18 protein-coding genes are annotated in these 22,447 nt (G+C 45.0%); 7 read left to right on the top strand and 11 right to left on the bottom strand.

Annotated elements, in window-relative coordinates:
* Window positions 1-30 precede the first annotated feature (30 nt).
* Window positions 31-1,464, bottom strand: a complete 1,434-nt coding sequence (gene hldE, locus FFR00_RS15230) for a bifunctional D-glycero-beta-D-manno-heptose-7-phosphate kinase/D-glycero-beta-D-manno-heptose 1-phosphate adenylyltransferase HldE (RefSeq protein ID WP_137674274.1) — start codon at window positions 1,462-1,464, stop codon at window positions 31-33.
* A 118-nt stretch (window positions 1,465-1,582) separates the two neighbouring features.
* On the opposite strand from hldE, the gene lpxL reads away from it, so the two are divergent.
* Complete coding sequence (gene lpxL / locus FFR00_RS15235) at window positions 1,583-2,509, top strand: LpxL/LpxP family Kdo(2)-lipid IV(A) lauroyl/palmitoleoyl acyltransferase (RefSeq protein WP_137674275.1); 927 nt, start codon at window positions 1,583-1,585, stop codon at window positions 2,507-2,509.
* A 60-nt stretch (window positions 2,510-2,569) separates the two neighbouring features.
* On the opposite strand, the gene glnE is transcribed toward lpxL, so the two are convergent.
* Window positions 2,570-5,434 (bottom strand): bifunctional [glutamate--ammonia ligase]-adenylyl-L-tyrosine phosphorylase/[glutamate--ammonia-ligase] adenylyltransferase, encoded by a 2,865-nt coding sequence (glnE, locus tag FFR00_RS15240; RefSeq protein ID WP_137674276.1) that lies wholly within the window; start codon window positions 5,432-5,434, stop codon window positions 2,570-2,572.
* Window positions 5,435-5,660: 226 nt separating this feature from the next.
* On the opposite strand from glnE, the gene FFR00_RS15245 reads away from it, so the two are divergent.
* Window positions 5,661-6,407 carry a potassium channel family protein gene (locus tag FFR00_RS15245; protein WP_161985185.1) on the top strand — a complete coding sequence of 249 codons (747 nt, stop codon included), beginning with the start codon at window positions 5,661-5,663 and terminating at the stop codon, window positions 6,405-6,407.
* A gap of 6 nt (window positions 6,408-6,413) precedes the next feature.
* On the opposite strand, the gene FFR00_RS15250 is transcribed toward FFR00_RS15245, so the two are convergent.
* Window positions 6,414-7,181 (bottom strand): YdcF family protein, encoded by a 768-nt coding sequence (locus FFR00_RS15250; protein WP_137674278.1) that lies wholly within the window; start codon window positions 7,179-7,181, stop codon window positions 6,414-6,416.
* Between the two features lie 3 nt (window positions 7,182-7,184).
* Window positions 7,185-8,672: a CYTH domain-containing protein gene (locus tag FFR00_RS15255; protein WP_137674279.1), complete on the bottom strand. Its 1,488-nt coding sequence runs from the start codon at window positions 8,670-8,672 to the stop codon at window positions 7,185-7,187.
* 183 nt (window positions 8,673-8,855) lie between these two features.
* Between FFR00_RS15255 and FFR00_RS15260 the strand changes: the two genes are divergently transcribed.
* From FFR00_RS15260 to FFR00_RS15270, 3 genes are all read left to right on the top strand, one after another.
* Window positions 8,856-9,533, top strand: coding sequence for a TIGR00153 family protein (locus FFR00_RS15260; RefSeq protein WP_137674280.1), 678 nt, complete (start codon window positions 8,856-8,858; stop codon window positions 9,531-9,533).
* Window positions 9,534-9,555: 22 nt separating this feature from the next.
* Window positions 9,556-10,824 (top strand): inorganic phosphate transporter, encoded by a 1,269-nt coding sequence (locus FFR00_RS15265; RefSeq protein WP_137674281.1) that lies wholly within the window; start codon window positions 9,556-9,558, stop codon window positions 10,822-10,824.
* Between the two features lie 108 nt (window positions 10,825-10,932).
* The gene (locus tag FFR00_RS15270) at window positions 10,933-11,544 is read left to right on the top strand and encodes a TIGR04211 family SH3 domain-containing protein (protein ID WP_137674282.1); all 612 of its coding nucleotides are present in this window, start codon (window positions 10,933-10,935) and stop codon (window positions 11,542-11,544) included.
* Between the two features lie 150 nt (window positions 11,545-11,694).
* Here FFR00_RS15270 and FFR00_RS15275 read toward each other — a convergent pair whose 3' ends face one another.
* The 4 genes from FFR00_RS15275 to FFR00_RS15290 all read right to left on the bottom strand — a co-directional run bounded on the left by FFR00_RS15275 (window position 11,695) and on the right by FFR00_RS15290 (window position 18,435).
* Window positions 11,695-14,691: an efflux RND transporter permease subunit gene (locus FFR00_RS15275; RefSeq protein WP_137674283.1), complete on the bottom strand. Its 2,997-nt coding sequence runs from the start codon at window positions 14,689-14,691 to the stop codon at window positions 11,695-11,697.
* A complete protein-coding gene (locus FFR00_RS15280; protein WP_137674284.1) occupies window positions 14,688-15,455 on the bottom strand; it encodes an efflux RND transporter periplasmic adaptor subunit in 768 nt (255 codons plus the stop codon). Before FFR00_RS15280 ends, FFR00_RS15275 begins: the two co-directional genes overlap by 4 nt.
* Before the next feature lie 461 nt (window positions 15,456-15,916).
* Window positions 15,917-16,804, bottom strand: coding sequence for a general secretion pathway protein GspB (locus tag FFR00_RS15285; protein ID WP_137674285.1), 888 nt, complete (start codon window positions 16,802-16,804; stop codon window positions 15,917-15,919).
* Entirely contained in the window at window positions 16,804-18,435 is a 1,632-nt protein-coding gene (locus FFR00_RS15290; protein WP_137674286.1) for an ExeA family protein, read from the bottom strand. The genes FFR00_RS15285 and FFR00_RS15290 overlap by 1 nt, the downstream gene beginning before the upstream one ends.
* Window positions 18,436-18,568: 133 nt before the next feature.
* Between FFR00_RS15290 and FFR00_RS15295 the strand changes: the two genes are divergently transcribed.
* Window positions 18,569-19,801 carry a multifunctional CCA addition/repair protein gene (locus tag FFR00_RS15295; RefSeq protein ID WP_137674287.1) on the top strand — a complete coding sequence of 411 codons (1,233 nt, stop codon included), beginning with the start codon at window positions 18,569-18,571 and terminating at the stop codon, window positions 19,799-19,801.
* A gap of 64 nt (window positions 19,802-19,865) precedes the next feature.
* Here the strand turns inward: FFR00_RS15295 and FFR00_RS15300 are convergent, their stop codons facing one another.
* Genes FFR00_RS15300 through folB form a run of 3 tightly spaced genes read right to left on the bottom strand, consistent with a single transcriptional unit; the run spans window position 19,866 to window position 21,543 of the window.
* Window positions 19,866-20,666 carry an undecaprenyl-diphosphate phosphatase gene (locus FFR00_RS15300; RefSeq protein WP_137674288.1) on the bottom strand — a complete coding sequence of 267 codons (801 nt, stop codon included), beginning with the start codon at window positions 20,664-20,666 and terminating at the stop codon, window positions 19,866-19,868.
* Window positions 20,667-20,689: 23 nt separating this feature from the next.
* A complete protein-coding gene (gene folK / locus FFR00_RS15305) occupies window positions 20,690-21,178 on the bottom strand; it encodes a 2-amino-4-hydroxy-6-hydroxymethyldihydropteridine diphosphokinase (RefSeq protein WP_137674289.1) in 489 nt (162 codons plus the stop codon).
* Window positions 21,178-21,543 (bottom strand): dihydroneopterin aldolase, encoded by a 366-nt coding sequence (folB, locus tag FFR00_RS15310; RefSeq protein ID WP_137674290.1) that lies wholly within the window; start codon window positions 21,541-21,543, stop codon window positions 21,178-21,180. Before folB ends, folK begins: the two co-directional genes overlap by 1 nt.
* Before the next feature lie 124 nt (window positions 21,544-21,667).
* On the opposite strand from folB, the gene plsY reads away from it, so the two are divergent.
* Window positions 21,668-22,258: a glycerol-3-phosphate 1-O-acyltransferase PlsY gene (gene plsY, locus FFR00_RS15315; RefSeq protein ID WP_137674291.1), complete on the top strand. Its 591-nt coding sequence runs from the start codon at window positions 21,668-21,670 to the stop codon at window positions 22,256-22,258.
* The last annotated feature ends 189 nt before the right edge of the window (window positions 22,259-22,447 follow it).

Below are 22,447 nucleotides of genomic sequence, written 5' to 3' on the forward strand. Positions count from 1 at the left end.
TCGGCGCCTTTTTAGTATTTAAACAAACTGTTAATCTATTTGATTTTGGCGAATAGACTTAATGATTTCTGAGGTTGAGCAGCCGTCTTCAAAATTAAGTACTTTCACTTGTCCGCCATTGGCAATCACCTCTTCACCACCGGCGATCTCTTCTGGCTTGTAATCGCCGCCTTTTACCAATAAGTCTGGTAACAAGTTAGCAATTAAGCGTTGTGGGGTATCTTCACTAAAATCAACCACCCAATCTACCGCCCCTAAACCCGCTAATACCGCCATACGGCGATCGACACTATTTACCGGGCGGCCTTCACCTTTTAAGCGCTTAACTGAATCATCGTTATTTACAGCGACAATTAAACGGTCACCTAGGGTGCGCGCATGGTTTAAGTAAGAAACGTGACCAGCATGTAAAATGTCGAAACAGCCATTGGTCATAACCACCGTTTCACCACGGCGTTTAGCGGCTTCTAAAGCAAGTTTAAGTTGCTGCTCGCTTAATACACCAAAGCCAGTTTCTTGCGAACCGTAAACGGCATTTGCCAGCTCAATGGTAGATACTGTAGACGTACCCAGCTTGCCAACAACGATCCCAGCCGCGGCATTGGCTAAAGCACAAGCATCATCAAGGCTAGCGCCAGCTGCTAAAGAGCTAGCAAGTGTCGAGATAACAGTATCACCGGCACCGGTAACATCGTAAACCTCTTGGGCCAGCGCGGCTAAATGCAGCTCCGCTTCACCTTTACGAATTAAGGTCATACCGTGTTCGCTGCGTGTCACCAATAGCGCTTCTAAATCAAGCTGTTCAATCAGTGCTAAGCCTTTACTAATAATTTCATCGTCGTCTTTACACGGGCCCACTACCGCTTCAAATTCAGAGTAGTTAGGCGTAAGCAAAGTAGCGCCGCGGTATTTATCAAAGGCACTGCCTTTAGGGTCTACTAATACTGGTACCCCTGCTTCACGCGCTAACGCAATTAAATCGCCGACACGATTCAAAGCGCCTTTATTGTAGTCAGACAGAATAACCACTTGATGCTGTTTTACTTGCTCGGCAAAACTGGCGGTTAAATCTTTACTGTCGACTTCATGAAAATTTTCTTCAAAATCTAAGCGAATAAGCTGCTGATGGCGACTTAATACGCGAAGCTTGGTAATGGTGGGGTAATCCGCAAATTTAGTGAACTGACACTCTACCCCAACCGTTGCCAACTGGTTCTCAAGCGCTAGTCCGGCTTCATCTTCTCCGCTCATGCCTAGTAAGGTTGAGCCAGCGCCTAAGGCCACGGCATTCAATGCTACGTTCGCCGCCCCGCCAGGGCGCTCTTCAATTTGTTCTACTTTAACCACTGGAACCGGTGCTTCAGGTGAAATTCGTCCGGTAGGTCCATGCCAGTAGCGGTCTAACATTACGTCGCCAACCACTAGCACCTTAGCTTCGGCAAACTCAGGGAGGGTAATTCTCATTGTTCACTCTCATCGATAATTAATTACTAACAGTTTATCATAGTTAAATTAATGGTCTGCGGCATAATCTCTTGATATCCAGTAGACTTTACACATTCTTACAACAACTAAGTTAAATATGGCGAAAATATCTCCACCTAAACTCAGCGCAGCATCTTTTCACCCTAAAAACTGGGGCGCTTGGATCTTGATAGGCTTTATGTTCAGTATTAGCCTGCTGCCTTTTCGTATTCAGCATTACTTAGGTTTAGGCATTGGCCGCTTAGCTAAAAAGCTACTCAAATCACGAGTTCATATCACTCGGCGTAATCTAGAAATTTGTTTCCCTGACAAAAGCGCCGAGCAGCGCGAGCAATTAGTAGAAGGTTGCTTCAAGCACTTAGGCCACTCGGTTGTAGATACCGCTAATGCGTGGTTTTGGCCACAATGGCGGTTTGCTAAGCACTTTAAAGTAGAAGGTGCTGAACACCTAAACAAGGCGCGTGAAAAAGATGGCGGCATTTTGTTAATTAGTGCCCACTTTTGGACCTTAGAAAGCCACGCCCGTGCTTATGGTACTTTGGATCCCGGCGTAGGTATTTACCGCCCCAATAAAAATGCCGTATATGAGTACTTTCAGTATCACGGCCGCACTAAATCCAACAAATACTTAGTGGATCGCACCGATGTGCGCGGTATGATTAAAGCACTAAGAACCGACAATGCCGTTTGGTACGCACCAGATCATGATTACGGTACTCATGCAGCGGTATTTGTACCGTTTTTTGCTCAAGATAAAGCCGCCACCATTACCGGTACAGCCACTTTAGCCAAAGTAAAATATGTTCAAATTCTGCCTACCTATGCCTTACGTAACAACGATGGCTCTGGCTTTACCTTGGTGATAGAACCTGCTGTAGAAAACTACCCAAGTGGCAACGATGAGCAAGACGCCCATACCGTTAACCAAATAGTAGAAAAGGCTATTTTGCGCGCACCTGAGCAATATATGTGGATTCACCGCCGCTTTAAATCTCGCCCACCAGGTGAATCAGGCATTTACTAAATAAAAAGGGCTTGCTGAATCAGCAAGCCCTTTTTCGAATACCCTTGAAGAATGAGCCGACTAGCGAGTAAACAACTGCCGCCAAGTATCAGTCACTATACTCAAATCAAGTTCAAACTCAGCTTTGTTGGCCAAACGAGGCACACCTTGTAAGCCGCAACGGTGGCATTCATCGCGAATATCTAGGTAACACTGCGTTAAACCTTGGGCTTGTTTAGGCTCCAATAAACCAAGCTCGACGCAGCTTTCAAATATTCGTACGTTATCGGTCCATTTACTCAACTCAGGGTGCTTTTCAGTATTCAATAACACCAAATACTGAGCGATAAATTCGATATCTACCATGCCTCCGGCAGATTGCTTCAAGTCCAACAATTCATCGGTTTCTCGGCTGAGGTGATCCTTCATCTTGTTGCGCATTTCTTGAACTTGTTTGGCTAAGTCTTTGGCATCTCTAGGGATGGCCAAAATCTTACGACGTACTTGCTCAAAGCCCTGGGCCAATTCACCATCACCATAAATTACCCGCGCTCTCACTAACGCTTGATGCTCCCATGTCCACGCTTCGGTAAGTTGATATTGCTCAAAAGCTTCAACTGCCGACACCAACAAGCCAGAGGCACCAGAAGGGCGCAAGCGCATATCAAGCTCATACAACACGCCTGAGGCTGTGCGGGTATTAAATAAATGCATAATTCGCTGAGCGAGCTTCAAATAAAACTGTTTACTGTCGATTTGCTTAGCGCCGTTGGTATAGGTACTGCTATCGCTGTTATGCAAAAACACCAAATCTAAGTCTGAGCTATAGCCGGTTTCAATGCCGCCTATTTTTCCATAGCCAACTACCGCAAAACCGCGTTGTTGTTCGGTTAACTGCGATGGATAGCCATGGCGCTCTACCATTTGGTTCCAAGCCTGCTCTACCACCGCATTCACTATCACTTCTGCTACAGCAGTTAAGTGATCACTTACTTTCATTAAGGGGAGCGCTCCGGCGATATCCGCCGCAGTAATCCGTAATTGTTGGATTTGCTTGAACTGACGCAGCGCTTCCATTTGCTGCTCCATGTCATCTGGTGGAATACGCAACATAAACTCACGCAGTTGCTGCCCGTAACTGTCTTCACTTGCGGGGTTATACAGTACACCGGGGTCTAACAACTCATCTAACAGAATGGGGAAGCTCGCTAGTTTTTCGGCCAACATCGCGCTACCCGCACACAAACGTAGCAACTGCTGTAAAGACGCGGGGTTTTCTGCCAGCAGCTCTAAATAAGCGGTACGCGATAAAATCCGCTCTAGCAATACCATCACCCGAGGCAATACTAAGCTGGTTTTTGGATGTTCAAACAACTGCTGCAGCAAGCTAGGCATCATCCGCTCCAGTGTTTGCCTACCACGCTGGCCAATTTGCCTATGTTCTACCGCGTGCATAAAGTGGTACATGGTTTCTACGCGAGCTTTTTGTTCGGTTTCGCTACATACATGTTTGCCCATTAAACTGGCTAGATCTTCTCGGTTAGCACCGCAATGCCACAGGTCGTCATACTCTTGCCCAGCTTGGTGCTCTTCTTGTTCCTCTTCACCAATAGCGCTTTGGAAGCAAGCATTCACTTCGCCTAAGCGCTGCTGAAGGTGCTGATAAAACGCTTCCCATGTTGAATGGCCCATTACCCAAGCAATTCGCGATTGGTCTGACTCACTGTCGGGCAAAGTTTGCGTTTGCTGGTCGTCTATTTGCTGGAGAATGTTTTCTACTTGGCGCAAATACAAATAATGCTCTCGCAACATATCAGTTTGCGCTTCGGTCAGTTCACCGTGTTCGCTAAGTTGAGTAAGTGCGGTGAGCAAAGAGCGTGTTTGCAATACTGGCTCACGGCCACCACGAATAAGCTGAAAGGTTTGTACAATAAATTCAATTTCGCGGATCCCGCCAGAGCCCAATTTAATATTATCGCGCAAGCCTTTACGGCGAATTTCTGAATTGATCATCGCTTTCATCGAACGCAGCGCTTGAATCGCACTGAAATCGATATAACGGCGATATACATAAGGCTTAAGCATGGCTTGAATGTCTTGATCGAAACGCAAGTCTTGATTAATCACTCGCGCTTTAACCATCGCGTAGCGCTCCCAATCGCGACCATGGTGCTGGTAATAATCCTCAAAAGCGGCGTAACTCACCGCTAATGGCCCTGATTCACCAAAAGGGCGTAAACGCATATCTACTCGAAATACAAAGCCATCTAGGGTGGGTTGATCAATAAGCTGAATTAAGCGTTGTCCCATGCGAATAAAGAACTGCTGGTTAGCAATACTACGACGCCCACCTTGAGTTTCGCCGTTTTCTGGGTAACAGAAGATTAAATCGATGTCTGACGAGAAGTTAAGCTCGCGCCCACCTAACTTGCCCATACCAATCACCACTAGCGGCTGTGCGTTCCCCTGCTCGTCTGTTGGGGTTCCCGATTCAGCACAGCAACGTTGATACAACCATTGATTGGCGCAATCTACGCAGCTATCAGCCACCGCCGATACTTGTGCAAAGCTATGGCTAACCGCTTGCGCTAACAGCAAATCTCGCCAAGCAATTAACACCATGTGTAAACGGCGGAACTGGCGAAGCACTTTTTTAGCGCCATCATCATTAACTTGCTCAGCAAGCGCACTTGATAGCTGCTCTCGCAGTTGCTGTTCATTTTGAGGGCTATCAAGCAATTGCTGCTGCCAAATGTCTAACAGCATACTGGGCTGGCTAATACAGCTGCGAGCAATAAAACCACTAAGCGCAAAAGCTGCTTGTGTTTGAGCTTGCTGCTGCTGGCTCAACTGTTCAAGCAAGCTGGGTTCAAACTCAATCAGTCGCTCCCAAGATTTAGAGGCTAAGGTAGCAAGCTCGCTGGGTAACGGAAGAGTATTGGCCATAATGAAGAAAACCCGAATGCAAAATTTGACTTAATATCATCACGATTTATCACTAAGTACAAGCGCATAACCATAGAGTGTAAGCGGGTTCAAAAAGCCCTGCTTTATATGCGGTTTATCACGATAGTGAATTGAAAAACGGCGATTTTTAATAAAGCTAAATCTCACTTATCAAAACTACAGTATAGTGAAGATGTTGTTGCTCAAATCGCCTCAGGATTGCCTTATGAAAACCACCATCAATGCCTTTGACCTTGTGATGTTATCCTTATCTCTCATCGCTATAGTCATCGTTAGCTGTATCTTTTTTTATCCCGCTGATACGCAACTACGAGCACTGTTAATCAATTTGGATTCTCTTATCTGCGTGGTGTTTATTAGTCACTTTATAGTTAGCGCCATCCGCAGTAAAGCGCCACTGATTTACCTAAGACACCACTGGATAGATTTGCTGGCGAGTATTCCAATGGTGGAAGCTTTACGTTTATTACGCTTCTTCCACGCCATCAAGCTTATCCGCGGCATTGTTGAGCAGCGTCATTTACTCAAAAACCTAAAACACCGACGTATCGAATCTACCTTAGCCAGCATTTTATTCACGCTGCTAGTGATTGTTTTGCTTGGCTCAATTGGTATTTTATTGGCCGAACAAGACCAAGTGAACGGACAAATCAGCAGTGCTGGTGAAGCACTATGGTGGGCCATTGTGACAATTTCTACCGTAGGTTACGGCGATTTTGTGCCAGTATCTGACGCTGGCAGAATCATAGCGGGTTTGATGATATTAACTGGCGTGGGCTTTTTTGGTGCGGTTTCGGGCTTAATGTCGGCCTTGTTAATGCGCGGTAAAACCAACAAAGAGGTGCGCATAGAGCAGCTGTTGATAGAGCATCAAAAAGAACAACGCGTCTTGCAGCAGCAACTTAACGAGATTCAACAACAGCTGAATCAACTGCAGCAAACTAAAGACTAATTAACACTAACTGCGAATAGATAACCAAGCCATGGCTAACGCTTCGTATGTGGCGGTATCGGCCTTAGCGATATGACTCAGGCGAGGAATAAAGCTTTGCCAAGTTAAATCCGCATGCCAGTTTTTCACTTGATAGTAGGTAGGTGCGGCGGTTGGATAAAGTCCTTGCATCGCAAACAAGCGCATTGCTCTGGGCATATGTGAGGCTTGAGTAATAAGCGTTAAGTTAGTATTTGGATAACGCCGCGCAATATTGGCGGCTTCCTCAGCAGTGTCTTTAAGTTGATAACTGCGAACCAGTTTTGAGTCTGGAACGCCTAAAGATATCGCAAGCTTGGCCAACATATCGGCATGTTGTACTCCACTGCCTTCGTTATCACCGCCGGATAGCAAAATTTTCACCTGTGGTTGCTGGCGCCATAAACGCACTGCTTCAACCACCTTAATGGCCCCACACGGCAATACTTGGCTAGACAGCGGTTGGTTTTCATCTTGGTAATGCAAGCAGCCTAATACCACGATCATTTCCGTATCAGGCGGTAATTCATGCAGGGCGTTATATTGCTTTTCCCAGTGGTACAACAGTGCACCGCTTACCGGATAAAGGCTTAAACAAAAGGTGAGCAATACACACACAACCATTAAGCTTCGAGCGAGGATTTTGCGGCCAAGCAGCAAAAGCACCAAGGCGAACAATAATATTAGCCATAGGGCGGTGCTAGGCATAACCAGTACCGTAAGCAGTTTTTTTAATGCAAAACTAAAGCTGTCCATAGGCTACCAATACACAGCTTGTTGCAACGCTTGTTGGCGAGAGAACTCTAAGGCATTTAATAGAGACTGTTCTTTACGGCGAACCCATTTCTCAATAGGTTGCTGTTGTTCACTGTCTAGCTGTGGCAGCATTTCGCGCAAAGGTTTGAACAAACTTAACTCTTCAATACCAGACAAAATATCCACCCAAGGCAGCCTAAATTCTTGACGTAGCTCTTGATCAAACAGCTCCCCTACACACATGCCAACCAAAAGGTTACGCCTTAGTTTGGTAGCTTGTTTAATATAGATATCCGCATCCACTTGCTGCTGCGCCAACGCAGACTGTTGCAAATAATCCCAGCTGGTTTGCAACATACCTTGAGCGAGTTGTTGCATGTTGTGAGTTTGCAACGGCTTATGATGTTGCCACTTAGCTTGATACAACCAACGGGTAATTTTTAACATTAAACTACAGTATCGTCCGCTGTGAATGAGCGTAATCACGTCGTCTGGTTGTGGTAATGCCAATTGTTGTTTTTGCAAAGATTTAAGTAAAGAACGTTGCTGCGGTAACTTCTTAATAAACGCGCCACGCTCGGCGGTGAGCTTGCTTAAACTAGAGGCTTGATTAAGCCAAGATAGCTGCTGGCGTAACCAACGTAACTCTTTAAGCCAAGAGCATTCTACCAGCGCTAACTCGTTAAACATTTTGCAAGCTTGAAACAGCATTTGTACTGATAATGAAACTTGCTCAAGTGCCGCAAAGCTGCGCTGGTCAACATACATCTGTTCATGATACTGCCAATGAGCCAGAGCAGACCTGAAAATACGGGTTAAACACTCGGCACTATTTTCAGCGTCACTGATTTTTACAGCCGTTAGCGGTTTTACTTTATCGCGGTGCGCCATGGCCAACATATATCCGCGCTGCGCTTTACTAATGTTAGCTAAACGCAGCCCTTCAATAGATGCGATGTCGCTGGCCAACTCAAATAACTGGCTAACATCCCCTTTCACTAGCTCCAGTTCAATTTCACAAATGGCTTCTTGCTCAGCACTGGCGGTTAAAGCACCCTGATCAAAAGCCACTTCAATTAAGGTATCGTTGGCTAAATCTACCAGCCAAGTTTGCCTGTCGAAAGTTGTAGTAAATAAAGGGGAAAGCTGAGTATCGATATGAGAGAGATCTGCGCCAGCGGGCCATTCTACTTGATCAAACAAGGCGAGTTGCGGCCTATTAGCGTTAATTACGCAGTTGTATTCTGGCCGCTGATGTAAGCCACCTACCGCTAAACCGTCAGTTTTAATGGTTTGTACGTTGTCGCCATCGCCACTGCGAATACGCAAACCCATACCCCAACGCATCAATTGATGGTCGGCAGTATCAAAATAAACACTGGTGAGAGTTTTCACTTCGGTTTGCAGCACACTATACTGATTTAGCCGAGCGAGTAAGACTGACGCGCATTGAGGCGTAGCTAAGAGCTTGATTTCAATTTCATTGTTCATGGTTTATCCATGTTTGCTGATGCAGCGACCTGCTCCCTCTGTTCAGTACGCATATAAAACCTTTGATACAGCTCAAGTTAAAAGCAACAAATTATAAGATAAATGCTTGCAACTAAACTCGGCTACGTTACCATGCGCCTCGCAAAAAATATATCCCTTGCATAGCTAATTGGAACACAGATTATGTCCGGAAATACAATTCTAGGTTTGTTTGCAAAATCGCCAATTAAACCACTAGAAGAGCATATCAATGTAGTGCACGAATGCTGTGAAGTGTTAGTGCCCTTTTTCGAAGCTGTACTTGATAAAGATTGGAAGACTGCAGCCAAGCGCCGCAGAGACATTTCCAACTTAGAAAAAGAAGCTGATCGCATGAAGCGCGAAATTCGTTTGAACTTACCGGGCGGCATTTTTATGCCAATCGAACGTTCTGACGTATTAGAGTTGCTTACCCACCAAGATAGAATTGCCAATAAAGCGAAAGATATTTCTGGCCGTATGTTAGGTCGTAAAATGGAGTTACCGCCGAAACTGGCTGAAATGTTTATGGCTTATTTAGCACGTTGTTTAGAAGCAACCGGCAAAGCTAAAGATGCGATTAACGAGCTAGAAGATTTACTTGAAACAGGCTTTAGAGGCCGTGAAGTAGATTTAGTGAAAAAGATGGTACACGAACTCGATGTTATCGAAGACGATACCGACGCGCAGCAAATCAAAATTCGTCGTAAATTACAAAAGATAGAAAAAAAACTAGATCCTATCGACGCAATGTTCCTTTATTTCATCATTGAAGCTATCGGCGAATTGGCCGACCAAGCGCAGCGTGTTGGCGCGCGCTTAGAACTGATGATTTATCGCTAACAAAAATTACTAGGTAACTCCAATGGAAATTCTTGCAACTTATGGCACTACATTAATCATCATTGCTGCCGTGTTTGGCTTTGTAATGGCGTGGGGTATTGGTGCTAACGATGTAGCTAACGCTATGGGTACATCGGTTGGCTCAAACGCTATTACCATCAAACAAGCGATTATTATCGCAATGATTTTTGAATTCGCTGGAGCCTACTTGGCCGGCGGTGCGGTAACAAATACGGTACGTAAAGGTATCATTGATTCAGGTGCGTTTGTAAACACGCCTGAGCTATTAGTATTCGGTATGATCGCTGCGTTGTTAGCAGCAGGTACTTGGTTACTCATTGCGTCTTACAACGGTTGGCCAGTTTCAACTACTCACTCTATCATTGGCGCCATTGTTGGTTTTGCTGCTGTGGGTGTGGGCACAGAAGCGGTTGAATGGGCTAAAGTTGGCGGCATTGTTGGTAGTTGGGTTATCACTCCAGCTATCTCCGGGGTCTTCGCCTACTTAATCTTTGTCAGCGCACAAAAGCTTATTTTTGATAATGAAAATCCACTAGACGCTGCTAAACGCTATGTACCTGGTTACATGTTCTTAGCCGGTTTTATGATGGCCTTGGTAACGATCAAAAAAGGCCTTAAGCACATTGGCTTAGAAATGAGCAGTGTTGAAGGTTACGTTTGGGCAGTAGTGATTGGTTTAGTGGTAGCGATTATCGGTAAAGTCATCATTAGTCGCTTAAAAACAGATCCTAAAGCTGATCGTCAAATGCACTACACCAACGTAGAAAAAGTGTTTGCTGTACTGATGGTCATCACTGCTTGTTGTATGGCGTTTGCGCATGGTTCAAACGACGTAGCCAACGCTATTGGTCCTTTGGCGGCTGTAGTAAGCGTGGTAAGCAACAACGGTGAAATTGGCGCTAAAGCAGCCTTGGCTTGGTGGATTTTACCACTGGGTGGCTTAGGTATTGTGGCCGGTTTAGCCTTATTTGGTAGCCGCGTAATTGCCACCATTGGTAAAGGCATTACTCACTTAACACCGAGCCGTGGTTTTGCTGCAGAACTTGCTGCTGCCACCACCGTTGTTGTGGCATCAGGCACGGGCTTACCTATTTCTACTACTCAAACCCTTGTGGGTGCAGTATTAGGTGTAGGCATGGCACGAGGCATTGCTGCACTTAACCTGGGTGTAGTACGTAGTATTGTAATATCTTGGGTGGTTACACTACCTGCAGGTGCAGCACTATCTATCGTGTTCTACTACATATTGTTGGCTATTTTTGGCTCATAAGCCCTAAAACTAGTTAACTTTACTCACATTAACAGCGTTGCTGGTTGAGACTAGCAACGTTGTTTCGTACACTAACGGCGAATACTATCTAACTCGAAGAGATACGCCGTGATTGTAAGAACTTTATCTGCTGCATTTTTATCGCTTGCCCTCACCTTTCCTGCTATCGCACAAACTCGCTACATTTCAGATGATTTATACGTTTTCATGCATGCGGGTCCTAGCAACCAGTTTCGCATTGTAGGCAGTGTTAACGCGGGTACTAAAATTAACCAAACTGATTACAACGCAGAGAATAAATACGCCAAAATTGTATTGGAAGGCGGCCGTGAAGGTTGGGTAGAAGCTAAATACCTAAACCGTTCCCCTGGCCTTGCTAATCAACTAGAGCAAATAAAAACCCAATTAGAGAAAAGTGAAACCGCGCGTAAGCAACAGTTAGAAGACAGCGGAAATGCGTCATCTGAGCGTGTTCAGCAAATCGAGACTCAACAGCAGCAGATTGAGCAACTACAAGTAAACAATGACCAGTTGAACGAACAGTTGAATCAAATCACTAATCAAAATGCTGCCATACAGCATGAGCTAGACACCAAAGATGAAGCCGTGCAAATGCAATGGTTTATGCGTGGAGCTGGCGTTGCGGCGGCCGGTTTGGTGCTAGGTATTTTACTGCCGATGATTCCACGTCGCAAAAAACGCGATAATCAGTGGATGTAATTCTTATCGATACCCAATAAAAAGGCGCTTAAAGCGCCTTTTTTATTTACATTACATTGGGCAAACTCTCGCCCCATATCACAGCACTATTGTTAATTAACGCCTGACCCCTAGTATTGAGTACCTCTGCGAAACAAGCCTTAAATCCGGTTATCGTTTTTCAAATGATTTAAACCAAAGGTACAGACTTGGAACTACGGTTAGCGTCATTATCATCGAAATAATACATCCCCAGCCAACCACTAAGGCCATCGGCGACATGTAGTTATCATAACCGCCAATACCGTAAGCAAGGGGGATTAGACCTACTACTGTGGTAATTGTGGTTAAGGTGATAGGTCGAATTCGGCTTTGCGTCCCTTCAATAACAAAATCCACTAAGCCACGCTCCAACAGCTGCTGCTCTTTATCTTTTAAATGCCAAATCAGCACTAAGCTATTGTTTACCATAATTCCGATTAACGCGATCATGCCAATAATGGAGAAAAAGCTAAGCACTTGATTGTGAATGACTAAAATCAATAGCGCTCCTGCCACCCCAAAAGGTATTACAGATAACACTATCAACGACTCGGCAACGCTATCAAACAGCAACAGCAGTAAGATAGCTATTCCGGCAAAGGCCAGCAAAATAGCGATAGTAAACCCGGTCAGCGCTTCTTGAGTTTCTAAAATTTGTCCGGTTGCAACAATGGATGCGCCTTGGTAGCTTTTACTGGAGAACTCGGCTTGTATTTGGCTAAAAGCAGAGACTGGATCAGTGATGCTGGCATCAACCCCAGCAGAAACTCGAACAACTCGCTCGCCGTCAAAGTGTTTTATTTGCGCCTGAGAATCGGTAAATGTCCACCGCACCAATTCGTTTAAGGGAACCAACTGGCCTGAGCTTGCACGAAGCATCAAGTTATCTAATTCAGGTAACAGCTTGTCATCATCTTCTAAGGTAAGTCGAAAATACACCTCCTCCTCTCCGTTGAAGATACGTGTTACTCGTTTCCCATCAACCGCGTACTTAATAACATCGCCAACCTGACTAGCGCTTATGCCGTAGTAGCTTAACCAACGGTGCTGCAACTCTGCTTGGATTTGCGGTGCAGGTTCATTAATATCCCGACGAACTCGTGTTACCCCATCCATCTGTTCAAGGTAGCTGACCAGTTCGTTTGTTAGTTGTTCGCGGCCACTGTCGCTGCCACCAACCACGCGTAAATCAATAGGCCGCCCTACTGGTGGTCCTCCGCCATCTATATCAGATTCAATCTGGGTTAAACCAGCAATGCCTCCAGCGTTACTCTCCCATTCTTGCACTAACTGCTCTGCAGTGCGGGAACGAGAGTTGGCAGGTGTCAGCGTCACAACCCAAAAGCTGCTCGGCGAACTCACTTCACCGTACCAATACGATACTTCGGCAGTATCTTTAAACATTGCTTCCAACTGCTGGGTTTGCAACCAAACATCATCTAAATCCAGCTCAGGCTCTGCTTCAACGCTTACCTCAATCAAGTAGGCACCATCAGTTGGGAAAAATAAGAAACTCAGATTTTTATACGACAGAAACGCCAAGCTAAATACAACCACCACAATACTGGGTAAAACAAGCTGACGTTTTTTAATTGCGAGTGCGATGAAAGCATTCAATGCGCTTAGCTTCACCCAGCTTTTATTTTCGATTTTAGTCGTATTTTTTAAGATGGTTTTAACATGAGCAGGAAGCAAAAACAGCGCATCAATAAATGAAAAACAAAGCGCTATAATCACCGTTAATGGGATCACATACACCAGTTTCCCACTGTTTCCAGATAAAAACAGCAGCGGTATAAATGCAATCATGGTGGAAAGAATACTGGCTAACAAAGCAGGAAAAACACTTTTAACTCCCAAACTAACCGCTTTACTTACCGAATGTCCCTGTTCAACCAACGCAATAATTCTATCGCTAACCACCACCGCATCATCAACAATAATACCCACAATCAATATCAATGCTGACAAAGTAAACACATCAAGAATTTGCCCAAATGAAGGGAGTAGAGCTAACGTACCAAAGATACAAACGGGAATGGATACTGCCACCCAAAATGCAATTCGGCGATCCAGAAACAAGGCTAAAGTTATGAGTACCAATGCAAGACCCAATAAACCATTGTTTTGCACAATATTGGCTTTCTCTTGGATATCGGCTGATAAATCAAAGCCAACATCTAGCGTATATTTTTCACCTAAAAGTCCTTGTTGTTTATCTAAAAGTACCTTAACCGCTGCGGAAGTTTTAATCACATCTGCCGCTTCATCTGTTCTTAAATCAAACAAAATACTCTTATGGCCATTAATCGAGCCGTATACTTCTCCTTTCTCAAAGCCATTATCGATAAGGCCTGCAATATCGTTAAGTGTGAGCTTGGGTTTGAAGGAGATAAACATATCTTGTAGAGCTGTGATGCTATTGAGTTCTGCTTCTGTCATTAACTCCGGGTTGTTTTGAAGTTGCTCTAGTCGTCCGCCACTAATCAGCGCATTACGCTCGCTAATAATCGACGCAACCTCGTCAATGGTTAGGCCATAACGTTTCAATGATATTGGCTCTAATTGAATGATAAATTCTGGCGCCCGCAAATCAACGGGATACACCTCACCAATCCCATCAATTTTTCTAAGTTCTAGCTCAAGGGATTTTGCTTTGCTTCTCAGCTCGCCATAACTAACATCACCTGAAATGCCTACCACCATGAAATCCAAGCTATAAGACTTTTTAATACTAAGCGTGGGACCTTCAGTGACACCTAACGGTAAATCAGATAAGCGCGAAAGCGCATCTCGAATATCTTGATAAACACTATTGGGATCAGAGACATTGGGGTTTAGCTCTAGGCTTACCCTAGAAACACCTGTTTCAGAAACCGAAGTGAACTCTTTGATACCAGAAATAGACAGTAATTCTTTTTCAATTTTACTGGTGATATTGCTTTCAATGTCTTGAGCACTAGCGCCTGAATACACGGTAACAATATCGCCCTTGCCCATGTCAAACCGCGGTTTCTCAGCTAATGGTAGGTGGTAGGCTGTAAACGCTCCTAGGCTAATCACTATTAGTGTTAACAACTTAGCAGCAAATTTTCTTTGGAATAACAGATCCATAAAGTGGCTCATTCTTCACTCTCCTCATTAAAGTAGATGTGAGAAGTCATGCCTGAATGCAATTGCGCATTGTGGTTATCGAGAACCACTTCAATTAAAAAACCGGGTTCACTCCCTTGCAGGGCCGGCGAGGTAAACGACACTTCAGCGTCAAAGCTTTGATTGATCGAAGGGATACCCACTTTTACCCTGTCCCCTTTGCTAAATTTAAAGAAATCTAACTCGAGCAAGTAAAACCGCACCTTCAAACGATCAATATCCGCGACGGTGTAAAGAGGATCCCCCACCGAAATAAACTGCCCTAGCTCTACATGCCTACTAATAACAACGCCGTCAAAAGGGGAGGTAGGTGTTGATTTACTTAGAGTGCGTTGGGCAATTTTATATTGAGTTTCACTTACTTTAAATTGTGCTCGGCCAATTCCCGTAACACGCAGCTGGTCATCTAAAACACTGGCTGATACACCTTGTGTTTTAAACAGTGACTGATAACGCACTAACTGCTTCTCTTGTGCCTTTAACTCTGCGTCACTAACGTCTAATTGGTACTTTGCTAACGCGACATTGAGCGTGTAATCTGCCGTAGACAAAGCCAAAAGTGGCTGCTCACGGCTTACTGTATCGCCATTGTCTACGTGATAAGAATCTACCACCCCACTAAGCTCGCTGCGCACAATTACGCTCTTTGCCGGGATCAGCGTCCCCACTACGTAGTCATTTGCCAGCGCTAGGCTTGATAGTAAATATATAGGTAATAACACTAATAGTTTGTTCATTGTTTTGGCCTCATATCAGTCCATTAGTCATTAGCCATTCACTAAAAACTAACAACAAACGCTGAATAAAGTGTAAATGGTGGCAGCCGACTGAATAGCTATCGTTGCGATACTAAAGAGTCCCTACAACCCGTTACTTCTTAAAACGTCGTTGACAGTTTCAGAATGAGTAAAAGCTCTGTCTATTCCTCAGATACTTATCTGCGCACGGTCAAAACCCAGTGCAACAAACACCCTCTTAAGGCACACAAAGCATTCAGGATAAGCTAAGCAAAATTCTAAGCCTTAGGGCATGAACAGGGCATGGACGTAAGATGAACAAAAGTTAATTAAGTGGTGATGGCTGAAAGCAAAAGGCAATAAACATCTAGGCATTCATTACTGAAAACAACTTAATCTAAAATGACCAAGTATAAAAAAAGCCGCTTAAGCGGCTTTTTTGTGCTGGCGGACCAGAGAGACTATCCCCAATCAGACAACGCGTTCAATCGGCAAAGATTACCCGCTACTCGTAACACGATGTCATCCAAACGAATCGCGACTAATTCGATATTCTTAGTCACAAAATCCCCCTCAGCAAGCTCTACATTATTAAGCGAGATGTAGCGACGCGTCGGGTCGGATGAAAATACATGGGAGTTAAAAGTAAGCGATGGAATTAGCGCTAGTACGTCTGGTGCTAATGCCCCCATCATTGGTGCGGTATCGTAATTAGTAGGATCTGCTTCATCTTTCCAAGCAAGCACCTTAGTGGCCTGCACTGCAGCAGCAAACCGCTGCTCTAGGCCTTTTTCAGTAGCATTTTTCTCAGCGGTAGGATTAGCCACTGTGGCAGTCGTGGTTTGTTTTTCTGCTTGGGGCTTAGGTGTCGCTGCAGGTTTAGGCTCAAGATTGCTTACCTCAACCGGCAATGCCGCTTGCTGCACTGACTGCTTTGGCTGCTTTGGTGTTTGCGCTAGCGGTTGATATTGAATCTGAGGTTGTGACTCCGTGTGCGCAAGTAACGCTTCAAATTTTTCTTGGCGCAGCGCTAATAAATCCACTTTTTCTAAGTCATCAGTGCTGGGTAAAGGGCGTAGCTCAAAGCCTAGCTCAAACTCAGGAATAGTAGCCACAGTAACAGTTGGTTTCGCGGGTTTGCTAATCACTTGCTGTAACTCGGCCTCTCTAGCAGCTTCCAGTGTATCGGAGGTAGATTGCTGCCATAGCAAAAAGGCAATAGCGGCAAGTGCCAACGATAAACCTGAACTTAAACCCACCAGTAAAGCAGAGCTAACCGCCGGAGGAGCAACTAATGCCACTGCTTGATTAGGCTGATTGCGGCGCTGCGCGTCTAGTATACTCGACATTAGTTCAACTCCAGCAAACGTGGTTGGTCTACATATATTTGTTCATTTAAACGCAGTAAGGTGAATACACCGGCAATACCGTCTGCGTTCAAGCTCTGCTGCTGTTGAAAACGTTGTACTTGGCGGCTTAATTCGCCGTCAAATATGTACGTTCTACGTGGCCGCTGCCCATGAAGTAATGACAAGCTTTGATCCAACCAATATACGGCATCACCTTGACTGCCTTGTTTCAATATTCCGTCATAGCCTCTTGGTGGCTGCCATAGTATTTGGAATTCGCCATTCCAACGCCGCTTCAGCCATCGTTCGGTCACCATTAACGAACGGTCACCTATCCATAATTCTACTTTGGGCCCCCAATGGCGAATGACAGCATAGAAATACGTACCGCCATCTTCAAGCTCGACCACTGCAGGTAAATTAATACCGCGTAATATGCGCTCTCCGCCACTTAAGCTAAGGCATTTCAAATCTAAACTTGGCACCAATTTACAATTCGCTTGGGCACTCACGACATCGTAACCCCAAGCGCGCAGTAGGAGTTGCCAAGAGTTTCCTGGCAAAGTGTTACTTTTTCGTAACTCTTGCCACTCTTGCAGCTGATCCTGATTGCTACTAATAGCAGGAGCCACATCGGCAAACGTAACTTTTGGCTCTTGTTTAGCAACCACAGGCTCAAGCGGCGCTTCTACAACGGCATTATCAACGGCAACCTCAGGTTGAGAACGTGGCCACTGCTGATATAAAAACACCAAGGCCAAAGCAAGGCAGCCCAATACGGCCCCAACATACAAATAGTTAGTATTTACGCTTTTCTCAGGTTCAGACAGCGCAGTTTCTTGAATAGCTTGCTCTAATGCGCTTTTGTCTACTTGCATTTGATCACGCGCAAACGTAGCCAGTAATGCGCGGTCACATAATAAATTAATGACCCTAGGAATACCCTCAGCGGCTTTAAATACATGATTAACAACAGCAGTAGGAAACAAAGGCCGTTGGCAACCTGCAACCATTAATCGATGGCGAATATATGCTTCTACTTCGTTTATGGTTAGTGGTAACAAGTGGTAACGCGCGGTAATACGCTGTGCTAGCTGTCGTAATTCTGGTTGTTTTAATTTTTGCTGTAACTCAGGTTGGCCAATCAACACCACTCGCAATAATTTACGAGTATCTGTTTCAAAATTAGTTAACAAACGAAGCTGCTCAAGCACTTCTACCGAAAGGTGCTGAGCTTCGTCAATCAGCAACATAGTGTTGCCGCCATTCCAATGATTTTCGAGTAAACGCTGGCGAATCACATCACCAAAGTTTTTTAGGGTAAAGTTGTCATGGTTGTAGTCAATTTTGAGTTCATCGCATACAGTGGCTAGCAACTCTAACTCGGTAAGACTCGGATTTAAGACTAAAGCCACTTGGGTATTGTCGGGAACTTGTTTTAACAAGGCACGAGATACCGTGGTTTTACCGGTCCCCACTTCGCCTGTTAACAATACAAAGCCGCCGGTTTCTCCTAAACCAAAGGTCAAGTGAGCCAGTGCTTCTTTGTGGCGCTCACTCATAAACAAGAAGTCGGGGTTTGGCGCAATCGAAAAGGGATTTTCCTTTAAGCCAAAATAATCCAAATACATTTAACCGCTATCCTTTCGCCGATTATGGTTTGCACTTTATCTTAAAGTGGCAATCCAAGCCTTTTGGGCATTTATCGGTGTATAATACCTCCTCGCAAGGCGTTTGTGCACTGAGTTTAACGAGGAGTGATAAGTGGAAACCTATTTAGTCGGCGGAGCAGTACGAGATCAACTACTAGGTTTACCCATTAAAGACCGTGACCACGTAGTAGTGGGAGCTAGCCCTGAGCAAATGCTGCAACTTGGCTACAAGCAGGTAGGAAAAGACTTCCCGGTATTTTTACACCCTCATTCGCAGCAAGAATACGCACTTGCCCGCACCGAACGAAAGCAAGGCTCTGGCTATACCGGCTTTAGTTGTTACTTCGCCGAAGACGTTACCCTTGAAGACGACCTATTACGTCGCGACCTTACCGTAAATGCCATCGCTCGTGCAGAAAGTGGAGCGTTAATAGACCCTTACGGTGGCCAAGCTGATTTACACGCCAAGCTATTACGCCATGTTTCTCCAGCCTTTGTGGAAGATCCACTACGGGTATTGCGGGTAGCCCGCTTTGCTGCGCGCTTTTATCACCTGGGCTTTAGCGTTGCCGAAGACACTCTCGTTCTAATGCGAGAAATTGCTGACTCAGGAGAACTAAACTTTTTAACCCCAGAGCGCATTTGGATGGAGCTAGAAAAAGCCCTACACAGCGAGTCACCGCAGGTCTTTTTTGAAGTACTACAAGCCGCCAACGCCCTAGAGATATTATTCCCAGAGCTGCACAACTTGTTTGGCGTGCCCGCCAGCCCTAAATGGCATCCCGAGATAGACAGCGGTATTCATACACTGATGGTGATAGAGCAAAGCGCCAAGCATAATTACAGTAATCAAGTGCGTTTTGCCGCACTTTGCCACGACTATGGTAAGGCACTTACGCCCCAAGAAAAACTGCCTTCGCACCCCGGCCACGGCCCCAAAGGCCTTAAATTAATAAAAGCCTTTTGCCAGCGAATAAAAGTACCCAACGACTACCGCGATCTTGCGCTGTTAGTGGCGGAGCATCACATCACCATTCATAGCGCGCTAGAACTACGCCCAGAAACCGTACTAAAGCTGTTTGATCGCTGCGATGCTTGGCGCAAGCCTGAACGCTTTACTCAAATACTGGAAGCTGGTGTAGCAGACATTCGCGGCCGTTTAGGTTTTGAGAATAATGACTACCCTGCTTACGACTACCTACTGAAACAACTTGAAGTGGCTAATAGCGTAAACGTGCAAGCCATTATAAAAGCCGGCTACCAAGGCGCAGAAATAAGAGAGCAACTACATCAGCAGCGCGTTGCGCTGATTAAACAAGAAAAGCTGCGCTACCTCGCCGAATAACAAACGTAAGCAATAAAAAAAGCTAGCCCATTGGCTAGCTTTTTACGTTTTGAGAAACTTGCTTTTAGCTAAGCGCTAAAAAGGCAAATAGCGCAACACCTAGTGCTAAGCGGTAAATAACAAATGGCTTCATACCTACTTTGTTCACCCACTTAATAAACAAGTGAATACAAGAATAAGCACTAACAAACGACACCAATATTCCTAGTGACATTGCCGACCAATCGATATCCACTGGCGTTTCGGCCATATCCTTAGCCATCAATACGCAAGCGCCAACGATCACCGGAATCGACATTAAAAAGGAAAAACGCGCTGCCGCTTCGCGGGTTAAACCCAGCATTAAGCCAGCAGTAATGGTGATACCACTGCGTGACGTACCTGGAATAATAGCAATAGCCTGAGCAAAACCCACAAACAAGGCTTGTTTCCAACCTATCTGATATTCATCTTTTATCAGTTTTGACTGAGAGTCTGCCCACCACAGCAAAGCACCAAATATAATGGTTGTAGACGCAATCACGTAAGCCGAGCGCAAGTACTCTTCAATCAACGATTTAAACAAACCACCAAATACCACCGCTGGAATGGTGGCCAAAATAATTAACCAAGCTAATAGAGCTTCTGGGCTGCGATTACCGGCAAACGACCCCAGCCATGCTTTAAGCATTGCCCATACTTCTTTTCGAAAGTAGCAAATTACCGCAAACAAACTTCCCACATGTACCGCTACGTCGAAGGTAATACCTTGATCGTCCCAACCAAAAATCTGCGAAGGTAAGATCAAATGGGCCGAGCTAGAGATAGGGAGAAACTCAGTTAAACCTTGGATCAAAGCCAAAAAAATGGTTTCGAATGTACTCATTAATTGTTCCTTGCTGACAAAAATTAAAAACTGAAAGAATCGACCCGAGTCAAAACTTGGCTGCTATGATCAAAATCTTGCCATAGTTGCGTGTAAGTTTGATGAAGTGTTGGATGTACTAAATCTCCGGCTATATCTGCCAGCGGTTTTAATACAAAGGCACTTTTTATAATCTCAGCTCTAGGTAGCACGCAGGGAGCAGCTACCACCAATTGGTTATATAAGAGGATATCGATATCTAAGGTGCGTGACGAGTACTTTTGCGCATCCATTGCTCTGCCGTGCTCAAATTCAATCCGTTTAATGGCATCAAACACAGCCAATAAAGACAAAGGGCTAGAGATTTTGGCCACCAAATTGTAAAAGGCTGGGCCGCTAAAACCTAAGGCTGGGCTTTCGTAAACCGGGCTTAACTCAAGCTCACCAAACTGTTGCTGCAGCGCTTCAACGCCTTGGCGAATATAACGGTCGCGCTCCAAATTACTGCCAATCCCGACAAAAATATCAGCCATTATTGAGAGCTATCCGCTTGGCTACGCTCGATTTGTACACCAACATTACTGGCAAAAGGCACCGCACCAGGCTTGTTAATGGTCACTTTCACCCAAGGAACAGAAAATTTGTTCAATATAAGCGCCGCCACTTTTTCGGCTACCGTTTCCACTAACTCATGTGGCTGCTGGGTCACTAAGTCACTCACAGCTTGGCTTACCGATGCATAGTCGAGCGCGAGGGACAAATCATCACTCATGGCTGCCGGGCGATTATCCCAGGCCATTTCCAAATCAATTAACAACTTCTGTTTGATTTGCTTTTCCCACTCGTAGGCGCCAATGGTGGCGAGTACGGTGAGATCTTTAATAAATACTTTATCCATAATTTTTGGCTGCTGTAGTGTTAACGTGCTTATTAGCCTTAGCTAAAAAAACAGCGTATGATTTGAGCTTTGAAAGAGCGCGATAATACCGCAATTCGGCAATGGGTGGAATGCTTCTAAGCTAATGGGTTTACTCGGTTTATTTTTTATCACAGCAGCGTATTTACTGGGTTCGATCTCCAGCGCTGTACTGATTTGCCGAATTTACCGCCTACCCGACCCTCGTCAGCATGGCTCTAATAACCCCGGCGCAACCAACGTTTACCGTTTAGGCGGAAAGCTTCCCGCAGGATTAGTACTGTTTTGTGACTTACTAAAAGGCACGCTACCAGTGTGGTTAGGCTATTACGCAGGCCTTGCTCCTATCGTATTGGGCTTTGTGGGCATAGCGGCTTGTTTAGGCCATATGTACCCTATCTTTTTTCATTTTGAAGGGGGCAAAGGCGTTGCTACCGCGCTTGGTGGTGTGTTACCTATTGGTTTAGATCTAGCAGCAATGCTGGTAATAACTTGGTTAATCACTTTAAAATTACGCGGCTACTCCTCTCTCGCGGCCATCATCAGCGTCAGCTTAGCGCCTCTTTATACTTGGCTAATTAAACCTGAATATACACTACCAGTGGCTATGTTAGCCTGCCTCATCATTATTCGTCACCAAAGCAACATCTCCCGTCTACGCAATCACACTGAAAGTAAAGTGGTTAATAAAGACTAAGTCATGTTTGCGAACAACAACAAACAATAAAAAAGGCGCTGTATTCAGCGCCTTTTTTATTGTTGTGTACCGTCCTAAATAAGGTTGACACATATCCAACATGAAATTGGAGAGTGTCATGAAAACAACCAGTAAACGTACCCAACGAAATTATTCTCTTGCCTTTAAATTGGCAGTGGTAGACCAAGT

The organism is Agarivorans sp. Toyoura001 (assembly GCF_005405585.1).
In the GTDB taxonomy this organism is placed as follows: Bacteria; Pseudomonadota; Gammaproteobacteria; order Enterobacterales; family Celerinatantimonadaceae; genus Agarivorans.

Bases quoted from the DNA above. Each gene is read 5' to 3' on its own strand.
- lpxL (WP_137674275.1), top strand. From the start codon at position 1,583: ATGGCGAAAATATCTCCACCTAAACTCAGCGCAGCATCTTTTCACCCT.
- FFR00_RS15280 (WP_137674284.1), bottom strand. From the start codon at position 15,455: ATGAACAAACTATTAGTGTTATTACCTATATATTTACTATCAAGCCTA.
- FFR00_RS15290 (WP_137674286.1), bottom strand. From the start codon at position 18,435: ATGTATTTGGATTATTTTGGCTTAAAGGAAAATCCCTTTTCGATTGCG.
- FFR00_RS15275 (WP_137674283.1), bottom strand. From the start codon at position 14,691: ATGAGCCACTTTATGGATCTGTTATTCCAAAGAAAATTTGCTGCTAAG.
- FFR00_RS15245 (WP_161985185.1), top strand. From the start codon at position 5,661: ATGAAAACCACCATCAATGCCTTTGACCTTGTGATGTTATCCTTATCT.
- folK (WP_137674289.1), bottom strand. From the start codon at position 21,178: ATGGCTGATATTTTTGTCGGGATTGGCAGTAATTTGGAGCGCGACCGT.
- FFR00_RS15250 (WP_137674278.1), bottom strand. From the start codon at position 7,181: ATGGACAGCTTTAGTTTTGCATTAAAAAAACTGCTTACGGTACTGGTT.
- FFR00_RS15255 (WP_137674279.1), bottom strand. From the start codon at position 8,672: ATGAACAATGAAATTGAAATCAAGCTCTTAGCTACGCCTCAATGCGCG.
- FFR00_RS15285 (WP_137674285.1), bottom strand. From the start codon at position 16,804: ATGTCGAGTATACTAGACGCGCAGCGCCGCAATCAGCCTAATCAAGCA.
- folB (WP_137674290.1), bottom strand. From the start codon at position 21,543: ATGGATAAAGTATTTATTAAAGATCTCACCGTACTCGCCACCATTGGC.
- hldE (WP_137674274.1), bottom strand. From the start codon at position 1,464: ATGAGAATTACCCTCCCTGAGTTTGCCGAAGCTAAGGTGCTAGTGGTT.
- plsY (WP_137674291.1), top strand. From the start codon at position 21,668: ATGGGTTTACTCGGTTTATTTTTTATCACAGCAGCGTATTTACTGGGT.
- FFR00_RS15260 (WP_137674280.1), top strand. From the start codon at position 8,856: ATGTCCGGAAATACAATTCTAGGTTTGTTTGCAAAATCGCCAATTAAA.
- FFR00_RS15300 (WP_137674288.1), bottom strand. From the start codon at position 20,666: ATGAGTACATTCGAAACCATTTTTTTGGCTTTGATCCAAGGTTTAACT.
- glnE (WP_137674276.1), bottom strand. From the start codon at position 5,434: ATGGCCAATACTCTTCCGTTACCCAGCGAGCTTGCTACCTTAGCCTCT.
- FFR00_RS15265 (WP_137674281.1), top strand. From the start codon at position 9,556: ATGGAAATTCTTGCAACTTATGGCACTACATTAATCATCATTGCTGCC.